This is a genomic window from Mycobacterium sp. (assembly GCF_049647605.1).
Lineage (GTDB): Bacteria > Actinomycetota > Actinomycetes > Mycobacteriales > Mycobacteriaceae > Mycobacterium.
Window position 1 is genome coordinate 1 of the sequence record NZ_JBARXZ010000123.1, and the last position, 10,929, is coordinate 10,929.

10 protein-coding genes are annotated in these 10,929 nt (G+C 64.7%); 3 read left to right on the top strand and 7 right to left on the bottom strand.

The window, feature by feature from the left end; translation table 11 throughout:
- A partial coding sequence (locus WBB07_RS16320; protein ID WP_526309435.1) for a CoA transferase occupies positions 1-452 on the bottom strand: 452 nt, incomplete at its 3' end.
- Between the two features lie 389 nt (positions 453-841).
- Between WBB07_RS16320 and WBB07_RS16325 the strand changes: the two genes are divergently transcribed.
- On the top strand, positions 842-1,831 hold the full coding sequence (locus WBB07_RS16325) for a LacI family DNA-binding transcriptional regulator (RefSeq protein ID WP_526309436.1): 990 nt from the start codon (positions 842-844) through the stop codon (positions 1,829-1,831).
- Between the two features lie 19 nt (positions 1,832-1,850).
- On the opposite strand, the gene WBB07_RS16330 is transcribed toward WBB07_RS16325, so the two are convergent.
- The 6 genes from WBB07_RS16330 to WBB07_RS16355 all read right to left on the bottom strand — a co-directional run bounded on the left by WBB07_RS16330 (position 1,851) and on the right by WBB07_RS16355 (position 7,923).
- Positions 1,851-2,315: an NUDIX hydrolase gene (locus tag WBB07_RS16330; protein ID WP_526309437.1), complete on the bottom strand. Its 465-nt coding sequence runs from the start codon at positions 2,313-2,315 to the stop codon at positions 1,851-1,853.
- Positions 2,303-3,682: a WS/DGAT/MGAT family O-acyltransferase gene (locus WBB07_RS16335; RefSeq protein WP_526309438.1), complete on the bottom strand. Its 1,380-nt coding sequence runs from the start codon at positions 3,680-3,682 to the stop codon at positions 2,303-2,305. Before WBB07_RS16335 ends, WBB07_RS16330 begins: the two co-directional genes overlap by 13 nt.
- Positions 3,683-3,739: 57 nt before the next feature.
- Positions 3,740-4,657 (bottom strand): M56 family metallopeptidase, encoded by a 918-nt coding sequence (locus WBB07_RS16340; protein ID WP_526309439.1) that lies wholly within the window; start codon positions 4,655-4,657, stop codon positions 3,740-3,742.
- Positions 4,654-5,043: a BlaI/MecI/CopY family transcriptional regulator gene (locus WBB07_RS16345; protein ID WP_526309440.1), complete on the bottom strand. Its 390-nt coding sequence runs from the start codon at positions 5,041-5,043 to the stop codon at positions 4,654-4,656. Before WBB07_RS16345 ends, WBB07_RS16340 begins: the two co-directional genes overlap by 4 nt.
- A 20-nt stretch (positions 5,044-5,063) precedes the next feature.
- On the bottom strand, positions 5,064-6,224 hold the full coding sequence (locus WBB07_RS16350) for an Ig-like domain-containing protein (RefSeq protein WP_526309441.1): 1,161 nt from the start codon (positions 6,222-6,224) through the stop codon (positions 5,064-5,066).
- Between the two features lie 352 nt (positions 6,225-6,576).
- Positions 6,577-7,923, bottom strand: coding sequence for an NAD-dependent succinate-semialdehyde dehydrogenase (locus WBB07_RS16355; protein WP_526309442.1), 1,347 nt, complete (start codon positions 7,921-7,923; stop codon positions 6,577-6,579).
- A 144-nt stretch (positions 7,924-8,067) separates the two neighbouring features.
- Between WBB07_RS16355 and WBB07_RS16360 the strand changes: the two genes are divergently transcribed.
- Both WBB07_RS16360 and WBB07_RS16365 read left to right on the top strand, forming a co-directional pair.
- Positions 8,068-9,012, top strand: a complete 945-nt coding sequence (locus tag WBB07_RS16360; protein ID WP_526309443.1) for a threonine ammonia-lyase — start codon at positions 8,068-8,070, stop codon at positions 9,010-9,012.
- Between the two features lie 580 nt (positions 9,013-9,592).
- Positions 9,593-10,929 (top strand): hypothetical protein (locus tag WBB07_RS16365; RefSeq protein WP_526309444.1); only part of this gene is annotated, 1,337 nt, incomplete at its 3' end.

Sequence of the window (10,929 nt, forward strand, 5' to 3'; positions counted from 1 at the left end):
GCCAGCCCACCGCTCATCGCCTGCACCAGCACGTCTTGGCCGGGGCGGTTCATGTAGGGCCCGCTGGCGCCATAACCGGACATCGAGACATACACCAGATCGGGTTTGATCTCTCGCACGGTCTCGTAGTCCAGGCCGAGCCGCGCGGCAACGCCGGGCCGGTAGTTCTGGAGCAGGACATCCGCTGTCTTGATCAAGCGGTGCAGCACATCTCGGCTTGCTGGATGCTTCAGATCCACGGACAGGGAGCGCTTGTTCCGATTCAGCGACAAGAAGGAGGCGTTGACGACATTGCCCGCGGCGCCACCGGCGGAGACGTGTCGCTGCCACTCCCCCGCCAGCGGTTCGACCTTGATCACATCGGCACCGAGGTCGGCGAGTTTCTGAGCGGCCAATGGCCCGGCCATCGCAATCGAGACGTCAAGCACGCGGACGCCCTCCAGCACCTTCATCAACAAACCTCTCCCGCATCAGTGGCTGCTGTCACAGCCCGACGAATGTTAGCGCTGACATCCTGCGCCGCACAAGCCCCTCTTTTGCCGCCTCAGACCAGTCTGTGACCGGGACATATAGCGCAACAATGCACCTCTAACTGGCCCTTTAGCTCCGGCGTCACTTCGACCAGGAGGGGCGGCGGCAGTAACCTTAGCGCTAACTAGCAACGTTGACGGGGACCCTCGCCATCAAGACATGGCCGACCGTCGACCCCCATATCGGACCCGCACCCAGCTGCACCGATACCATCAGATACACGCAGTCCAGCAGGGAGGCTCGGCGTCGTTTGGACAAGTCAGCAAAGCGATCTCGTGAACGTCGCGGTTCCTCGACACGATCGATCACCATGGTCGACGTCGCCAGGGTCGCCGGAGTTTCGACACAAACGGTGTCACGGACCCTCAGCCACCCCGACCGGGTATCAGCGGATGCCCGGCGCAAAGTCGAAAGCGCTATCAAAGAGACCGGCTACCTGCCGAACCTCGCCGCCAGCCATCTCGCATCGAACCGCAGCCGGACCATCGCTGCCATCCTGCCCGCCATCTCGACGTCCATCTTCTCCGACACCCTGCACGCCGCGGCAGAACGCCTCGCGCCGGCCGGCTACCAGCTGTTTGTCGGCAACACCGACTACCTCGAAGAGCGGGAAGCCGAGTTGGTCCGCAGTTTCATCCAACGACGGCCGGATGCATTTTTCATCGTCGGCACCCTCATCAATGCCGACACCCTGCGCCAACTGAGCGAATACGGCGCACCCGTCGTCGAGACCTGGGAATGGAACCCCACACCGGCCGACACCCTGGTGGGATTCTCCAACCGGGATGCCGCCATCGACATGGTGCGCCACCTCGTCGACAAGGGCCACCGCGCCATCGCCTTCGGTGGTGTCGCGAGCCCCGGCGATCCACGCGCAGCCAACCGACTCGACGGATTCACTGCGGGGATTCGCGCACTGCTACCGGAGGAACCTCTGCGGGTGGTCACATTGCCGGGTGAACCCATCGCCATGGACACCGGCGCCCGGATCCTCACCGCGGCGCTCGAACGCCATCCCGAGATCACCGCGTTGATGTTCACCACTGACATCCTGGCCTCGGGCGCATTGCTGGCCTCCCAACGTCAGGGCATCGACGTTCCTGGCCGCCTGGCCATCACCGGGTTCGGCGACTTCGAGATCGCCCGGCACCTCAACCCGTCGCTGACCACCGTCAGCGTCGACGCCGAAGCAATCGGCACGCAGGCCGCCGACCTGCTGTTGACCCGGCTCCGCGGCGACACACCCCAAGCGACCGCAATCGACGTCGGCTACCGGATCATGGCGCGCGAATCTGCTTGAGCGACAAAGCACCTAGGCCTCAACGGTCCAGCTCATCCAGCAGCCGGTCCACGAAGGGCACCTGCCCCTTGAGCAGCTTCGTCCTGGCGGTCTCGACGGGCACCCAGGCCACCCGGTCGATTTCCGGGAATGCTTGCAGAAGGCCCGATTTCGGCGGCCATTCCATCTCGAAAGTGTTGCTCTGACTGCCGGTGACGTCCAAGTCGGCACCGACGGCAAACACCGTCACCACCTTGCCACCGGACTGCTTCACCTCGCCCAGCTCGACCCGCGGGCCATCTGGTGGCTCCAGCCCCAGTTCCTCGGCGAATTCCCGTCGCGCCGCCTGCCAGGGGTCATCACCGTCGGCATACTCCCCCTTGGGAATCGACCAGGCGCCATCGTCTTTCTTCGCCCAGAACGGACCGCCCGGGTGCGCGATCAGCACCTCGATACCGTCGACACCGGTCCGGTACAACAACAGCCCCGCGCTCAATTTAGGCACGCACGCTCCAGATCCTTGAGCGCATCCTCGAGGTACCCGAGCAGCCGCTGCAGATGCGGGACGCTGCGCCGGCAGCCCACCAACCCGAAGTCCAGATTGTCGCCGTTGGAGACCATCGTGATGTTCAGGGCCAGCCCATCCAGCACGATCGACAGCGGGTAGTTGCCGTCCAACCGAGCCCCTTTCCAGTACAACGGCTTTCGTGGACCCGGCACATTGGAGATGACTATGTTGAACGGCGGCGGGGTGGTCGCCACGAAACCGGGCACCACGGCCAGCCCCAGCGGGGCGATCATCAACGCCGACAAGGCCAGCTGTTGTGTCCGCGAAAGACCGGCGAAGATCTTCTTGTTGTCGCTCATCGACTCGCTGATCACCGTCAGTCGCCGCGCCGGATCGTCGAGGTTGGTGGCAAGGTTGCACAGGATGGTCCCGACCTGGTTACCCCCGGAGCCGCCGTCGCCGCCGTCACGAAGGCTCACCGGAACCATCGCGATCAACGGCGCCTCCGGCAGCTCCCCGTGGTCCAACAGGTAGGCGCGCAACGCACTTGCGCACATCGCCAGCACGACGTCGTTGAGCGTCACCCCGGCCGCCGACTTGATCCGACGGATGCGCTCCAGCGGCCAAGACTGCGCCGCCACCCGGCGCGCACCACCGATCTTGACGTTGAACATCGTCTTCGGAGCCCCGAACGGCATCGTCAGCCGCTGCTCCAGCAGTGCGGACCGCGCCAGCGTCCACGTCGAAGGAATCAGTGCGGCAAGCGCTTCCGCAGTCTCGACGGCCCTGGAAAATCCAGGTATCACCGACGACGCACCGCTGCTGCGGGGTTTGTGGCGACGCGGCGGCCTCGGCGGATCCCACGGCACCCGCACCTCGGTGTCGTCGGGATCCTCACTCAACGTCTGCTCGACGAGCTTGAGCGCCGAAACCCCGTCGATCAACGCGTGATGGACCTTGGTGAGGACGGCAAAACGACCGTCAGTCAACCCCTCCACCAGATAGATCTCCCAGAGTGGCCGGTGCCGGTCCAGAAGGGTGCCATGCACCCGGGAGGTCAACTCCAGGAGGTCACGAACCCGCCCCGGCTGCGGCAGCGCCGACCGCCGCAGGTGGTAGTCGATGTCGACGTCGTCGTCATAAGCCCAACCGAGATTTGCGATCCCACCCAGTATTGTCGCCGGGTGCTTACGGAAGGTGGGCCCGAATTCATTGTGGGCGACCATCTCCTGGTACAACTCGCGGACGAAGTCGTTCCCCGCACCCTCCGGCGGTTGATACAGCTGCAGACCACCGACGTGCATCGGGTGCTCGCGCGATTCCCCGACCAGGAAAACCGAGTCGGTGGGCGAGATCAGTTCCATCCGTCAATTACACGCGCTCTGTCATCCCGACCCCGCCGAATTCGGCGATCGGCCCGATCAGAGATGGCCGGCCACCAGCACCACCGGCGGGGCCAGCACCAGCGCAACGATGGTCGCCGCGACGACGGCGCCGTGACACCTGCTGGTTCCGGCATCTACGGGGTTGGCCAACCGCATGACACGAGCCAGCACCGCGGTGTCGGCGGCGCCGAGCGTTCCCACCGCACGGGGCTGCCCCGCGAGGGCGGCCAGGCTCCTGAGTACGGCGTCGGGCCCATACCGGCGCGCAGCCACATCGTCGGCACACATCTCGACCAGCCTCGCCACCGCGTCGGCGCCGCGGCGCACCAACGGCAGCCCCGGCATCGTCGTCGCGAGCGACTTCAGCACCATCAGCAACTGCGGGTGCCGAGCCCTCAGATGGGCTCGCTCATGGGCGAGCACCGCAGCGAGCTCGTCGGCGCCGAGGCTGGAGACCGCACCCGAAGTGACCACGATGGCCGACGGCCGCCCCGCGACACAGTAGGCGGCGCGCTGCTCCGAGGGCAGCACCACCACGCCGTTGGACCGCGCGCCAGTTCCCAGTAGGTGTGCGGCATGAGCGTGTTCGCAGCTGCGCGCCGACAGCCTGCGCAGCGTCTGGAGCACCCGGCGCACCAGTACCGCGGACGCCGCCACCCCCGCAACGGCCACCGCGATCAGCATCAGATCTCCGACCCAACCGAAGCGGTGCACCGCGAGCAGCACATCCAGGCAATACCGCACCGGCTCGGAGCCGCGATGTGTGGCGACGAAGTTCACGATCAAGCCGGCACCGGCACCCACCCAGGCGACCGCAGCGACGGCGATCGCCGACAGCCACAAGGCCACCGACAGCCGCGGGCTGGTGCCGTCCCGAGTCAACCGGTCCAGCAGCGCCGGCGACAACCACGCCAACACGACGCCGTACAGGGTCAGGCAGATTGCCGCGTTCACGGCACCGGCCTGGGCCGGGATCCTCGCCTCGAGGTCTTGCGCAGCGCGGCACGCAGCCGCTCGGACTCGTCGGCGTTCATCTTCCCCAGGAAGAAACTCAACACCAGATCGGTGTCGCCGCCCGAATGGAAGGCATCGCTCATCAGATTGGCCGAGCGTTCCTCACGAGTCATCGCCGCCCAGTAGCGATAGGCCTTGCCGGCACGTTCCCGGTCGAGCCAGCCCTTGCGATGAAGGTTGTCCATCGTCGACATCACGGTCGTGTAGGCGATATCGCGGTGCGCGGTGAGCTCGTCGAAGATGTCCCGAACGGTGACAGCGCGGTCGCTGGCCCACACCCGGTCCATCACAACGGCTTCGAGATCACCGAACCCTCGTTGCTGCACTGGTCGAGGCTAACGCGATCTCATGCGCTCAGTGCGCTGCCGGCCAGCCATGTCTCCCACGGCACGCTCCAATCGCCGTTCTGCGACTGATCCAGCGGAGCACCCCCGGTATTGCGGACTTCGACCACGTCACCCGGCTGGGAGAATTCGTAGAACCATTGGGCGTTCACCGCGCTGAGATTCAGGCAGCCCGCCGAGACGTTGGTGTTGCCCTGGGCCCACACGGTGTCCTCGAGTTGGTGGAGATAGATCCCATCGGGGCTGATCCGCACCGCATACGGCACGGTGAGCCGGTATCCCGACGACGCGCCGACGGGCACGCCGTACGTCGAGGAATCCATGATCACCGGGTTCTGCTTCTCCATCACGGTGTAGACACCGGGTTGGGTCCAGTAGGCGATCGTGCGTCCGCCGTGGGTTTCGGTGCCGCCGCGGCCCATCGACGTCGGCATCGTGCGCACCAGCTTCCCGTCCTCGTACACACTGACCTGTTTGGTGGTGTCGTCGGCGATCGTGACATGGGAGCGCCCGATGGTGAAGTCGACGTCGGTGTCCGACTGCCCGTACACCCCACCACCGAGATCGGTGCCGTAGATATCGGCGTTCACGGTGACCTTGGTGCCCGCCGGAAAGTACTCCTTGGGCCGCCAGTGCGCCTTGCGGTCGTTGACCCACATCCACGAACCGTTCACCGGAGGCGATGTCTTGACCCGCAACTGCCGCTCGGCGGCGGCCCGGTCTTCGACATCGGCGTCGAACTGGGCGACAACAACCGTGCCCACTCCGTAGGTTGCACCCTCGGTGAGCCTGGTGCCCATCGTCGTGTTCAGCGACACCGTCGCCTGCCGATCGGGCACCACCGTCGAGAACGTCGACGTCCGCGTCAGGGAGGTGGCGTCGGTACCGCGGCCGGTGGCCGTCACGGTGTAGGTGCGGCCGTAACCCAGCGGCTCGGCGGGAATCCATTCGGCACCGTCATCGGTGAACGCCCCGTCGACAACACGGCCCTGTTCGTTGGTCATCCGGACATCGGTCAGCGTGCCGCTGGTGGCGGTCACCCGGACTGCGTTTGTCGGCGCCACACCTTGCTGGTCAGCCGCTGGGACGATCGTCATCGCAGGCGGTTCCACCGGCGGCGGCGCCGGTTCCTCCGCAACGGTGGTCGCTGCGATCGCATCCATCAATCGTGTTGTGGAAGAGCCGGTTTGGAGTGCGGCAACGAGCACCACGACGGTGCAAACACCGAGGACGACGCGGATTCGTCGGCGTTCGAGGAACAAGGAAACTCCGGAGGGTGGCGAAGGTGACGGCGATCTACTGGGGTGATCCACCGAGGATCTACGTACAAGACTAGTAGGTGTTCACGAGTGCGCGGGTGCTTCGTGACGGGACCGTAGCCTGACCGGTATGACGCACGAGCGCAACCCGAAATCACGAGCCCCCTGACCGGGCTCGTCTCTGCACCCTTCCCCGAGAGTCACGTGAGGGCGGGATTCAGCCTCGAATCCCGCCCTCAGTGCACTCTCGATACGTCTAGCCGGCGATGCGGATCAGCTTCTTGTTGACAAACTCGTCAATACCGAAGCGGCCGAGCTCACGGCCGAAGCCGGAGCGCTTGACGCCACCGAACGGCAGCTCGGCACCCTCGGCGCCGACGGCATTGACAAACACCATGCCGGCCTCGATCTTGTCGGCGACCCGCTTTGCCTGCTCGGCGTCGGTGGTGAAGACATACGAGCCGAGACCGAACGGGGTGTCATTGGCCACCTCGATGGCCTCGTTCTCGTCGGCCACCTTGTACACCGTGGCCACCGGGCCGAACAGTTCCTCGGTGTAGGACGGCGAGTCCTTGGAGACGCCGGTCAGCACCCCGGGCGGGAAGAACGCACCGGAGCGCTCCCCCTCGGAGACCAGCGTCGCGCCGTCGGCGACGGCCCGGTCGACCTGCTCGGCGAGCCTTTCGGCGGCCGCCTTCGACGACAGCGGCGCCAGCCCGTCCGCTTTGGCCTTCACCTTCGCGGTGAACTTGTCGAGGAACTCGTCGTAGACGTTCTCGGCGACGATGATTCGCTTGGCGGCGTTGCAGGCCTGCCCGGTGTTCTCGAATCGGCCGTCGACCGCGGCGTCGACGGTGGCGTCCAGGTCATCGGAGGACAGCAGGATGAACGGATCCGACCCGCCGAGCTCCAGCACCACCTTCTTCAGGTTGCGTCCGGCGATCTCGGCCACGGCGGCACCGGCGCGCTCCGAGCCGGTCAGCGATACCCCTTGTACCCGCGAGTCCGCGATCGCCTCGGCGATCTGCTCGTTGGTGGCGTATACGTTGACGTAGGCACCCTTCGGGAAGCCGGCGTCGTCGAAGATCTGCTGCAGCGCCGCTGCCGATTCCGGGCACTGGGGTGCATGCTTGAGCACAATCGTGTTGCCCAGCACCAGGTTCGGGCCGGCAAATCGGGCCACCTGGTAGTAGGGGTAGTTCCACGGCATGATGCCCAGCAGCACACCGACCGCACTGCGGCGGATCAGCGCGCTCCCGTCGCCCTCGAGCAGATCGATCGGCTCATCGGCGAGGAACTTCTCGGCGTTGTCGGCGTAGAACTCGTAGATCGCAGCACTGAACTCGACCTCGCCCACCGACTGATCCAGCGGCTTGCCCATCTCGCGCTGGATGATCTTGGCCAGCTCGTCCTTGCGCTCGTTGTGCAGCTGCGCGACCTTACGGATCAGCTCGGCGCGCTGCGCCACGGTGGTCGTCTTCGACCAATCCTTGAACGCCGCGGACGCCGCCGACAGTGCCGCCTCGATCTGCTCGTCGGTGGCGGTCGGATACTCCTTGACCACATCGCCGGTCGCCGGATCAACCACTGCGTACAGACTCATGCCCTGCCCTTCGTCGTCTTTTCAGGTTTTCGCCGCGGATTCTGCACTTCGCAAGCATTTGAGGAACAGAATCCGTCTGCGGCCCATCCTTCGCTGGAAATTGGCGCAGCGCCAGCGCTTCGCCAAATCGTGGACAATCGCGGCATGCAGCTGGTCACCGTAGAGGACATCCGCGCCGCAGCCGAACGAATCCAGGGGTCGGTGGTCCGGACCCCGGTGATTCCCGCGCTGTGGGGCGACGCCGATCGACCGCTCTGGCTCAAGCCGGAGAACTTGCAGGCCATCGGCGCGTTCAAGGTCCGGGGTGCGTTCAACGCTCTTGCCGGCCTCGACGATGCGACCCGGGCTCGCGGCGTGGTCGCCTACTCCAGCGGAAACCACGCACAGGCGGTCGCCTACGCGGCGGCACAGTACAGAATTCCCGCCCACATCGTGATGCCCGAGGAAACCCCCGACATCAAGGTGCAGGCGACGCGCCACCACGGCGCCCAAGTGGTTCTCTGCGGCGCCGGGCAACGCGAGCGGGTGGCTGCCGAACTGCTCGAATCCACCGGCGGGGTGCTGGTGCCGCCGTTCGATCATCCGGCGATCATCGCCGGGCAGGGCACCATCGGACTCGAGATCGCCGCGGACCTGCCGGACGTGTCGACCGTGCTGGTTCCGGTGAGCGGTGGCGGGTTGGCCTCCGGGATCGGCATCGCGATCAAGGCGCTGTGCCCGCAGGCCAAGGTGTTCGGTGTGGAACCCGAGTTGGCCGCCGACGCCGCCGAGAGTCTGCGGCTGGGCCGCCGGGTCGACTGGCCCATCGAAGACCGCAACCGCACGATTGCCGACGGGTTGCGTTCCGCGCCGTCCGAGCTGACGTTTGCACATCTGCAGACGGTGCTCGACGGCATCATCACCGTCACCGAGGACGAGATACGTGCCGCCGTCCGCGAGCTCGCCTACAAGGCGCACCTGGTCGCCGAACCCAGCGGCGCGGTGGCACTGGCGGCCTATCGCCAGGGTGCGACGCCCCCGGGACACACCGCGATCGTGGTGTCCGGCGGCAACATCGAACCGGCGATGCTGCGAGACATCCTGTCCTAGCTGGTTCGGCAACCCATCCCCTGAACGACGCATCGACCTCGGGAGACCGAGTCAGGCAACCACCGACAGATAACGATCTTATTGCGTCTGCAAATTGATTCGTTGACAACAGCCAACTAGTTGATCTTGAAATGGCCAGACCGTCATCGTCAACCAGCTCATCTATGCACTTTCCTGCAAATCTTCTTTGATCTGCATATCTCGACTGTGTGATCAGATTCAGCAATCATTGGTTATTTCACCTACGCAATTCACCCGTCAACACTCCTGGCAGTTTGCTGAAATGCGTTGAATGCAACTAAAGCCCCTCTCGGCGCCGCCCAGTCGGCGTCTCAAAAAACTCTTAATCAGGGGATTTCCATTTTTCCTTAACTAAACCTGAGAAGAGGCTTACCCTTTCTGACATAGCCAAAGCCCAACGAGGGGGACCACAATCATGCAAATATCTGCACGCTCGTACCTGACTGCCGGCATATCGCTAACCGCAGCCAGCGCCATCGCGCTTTCGCCCCTGGCAATCCCTGCAAATGAAAAAACGATTACGATTCCGAATATCTCGGTATCGGACGTCCAGCTGGCAGTGTCGCCGGAAGACATCATTGCCTTTACCGAAGCTCTACAGACCGCCCTGACCAATATCAACGATGCGGTGGCCGCCGTGGTGGCCATTCCCGGCCAGGCCCTCGAGAACGTACTGCTGGCGGCCGCCGACCTGAACGCCCAGCTGTTCGATCAGCTGATCGCCGCGACATCCAACCCGACGCTGAACGCACTCTTGGTGATCATGCGGAACACGTCAACGGCCGGTCTCGCGGCCCTCGCAGGCACCGTCGGCGCGGCAAATGAGGTGATCACCACAACGATCACCGACGCCGGCGCGCTGATATCAAGTGCCTTGACCAGTTCACTGCAACGCACGCTGCTGGCAATCCTGGATGTGGTCAACAACCCGCTCAGCTCTTCCGCGTACGCAGAACTGTTGAACTCCGGGATCGGCGCCGGGCAATCGTTCCTGACGGCGGGTATCGGCACCGTCCAGGTCCTCGGTAATTCCGGATTCGATCTCGCCTTGATCGGACTCGGTGGCCTCGGCACCCAGTTCGCCATCGCCACCACTGGGCTCGAAAGCCTCCTGGCATTGGCTTCCGACACCGCCAACAGCACGATTGTCGATGGTGTCATCGCTCTCGTTCAGGGCTTTGTACTGACACCCGTCGAGTTCGGCGTCGGCGTGGGAATCACAACTGCCATAGACGTGTTGACCTTTGCTCAAGAGGGTTTCAACATTGCGTTTGATGGTGTGACCGAGCTCGTGAACATCGCCGGATCCTCGCTACAGTCGGCGATCGCGCAGATCGGCCAGAACCCCCTGGACCCGGCCAATTACGCTGTCGCGCTGAGTGCATTGGTGCAGGGCGGGTTCTTGGGCTTCAACTCCGTGGTGAACACCACAACCGCACTGGCACAGGTGCCGCTGAACCTGGCGACGTCGCTGACAACTACCTTTGCGGACGCCTTCAAGCTCCTGAATTTGACGGTCGCCAGCTCGGTTTCCCAGGTACTCACCGCGGTCGGGCTGCCCTCGAACATCGCTGATCTGCCGGTTCAATTCGCCAACAGCGTCAATGCTGCGGTCACTGCCGTCGCCGATGGAATCAACAACGGCATCGGCGCCGTAGGCGATCTGGTAACCGGGGCAGGCCAACTCGCCCTCAATGTCTCGGGCACGCTCGAAGACGCAATCTTCCAGATCCTGCCGCCGCCTCCCCCGCTGGTTCCGTTGAACGCCAACCTCGTCACCACGAGTTCGACTCCTGAGCTGACCTTCGCAAGGGCCGGAGCTGCCGGCGGCGAGGAAGGCGCCGGCAACGGCGAAGTGACGGGTGCCGGCGAAGACGCGGGCGCGGGTGCCGGCAC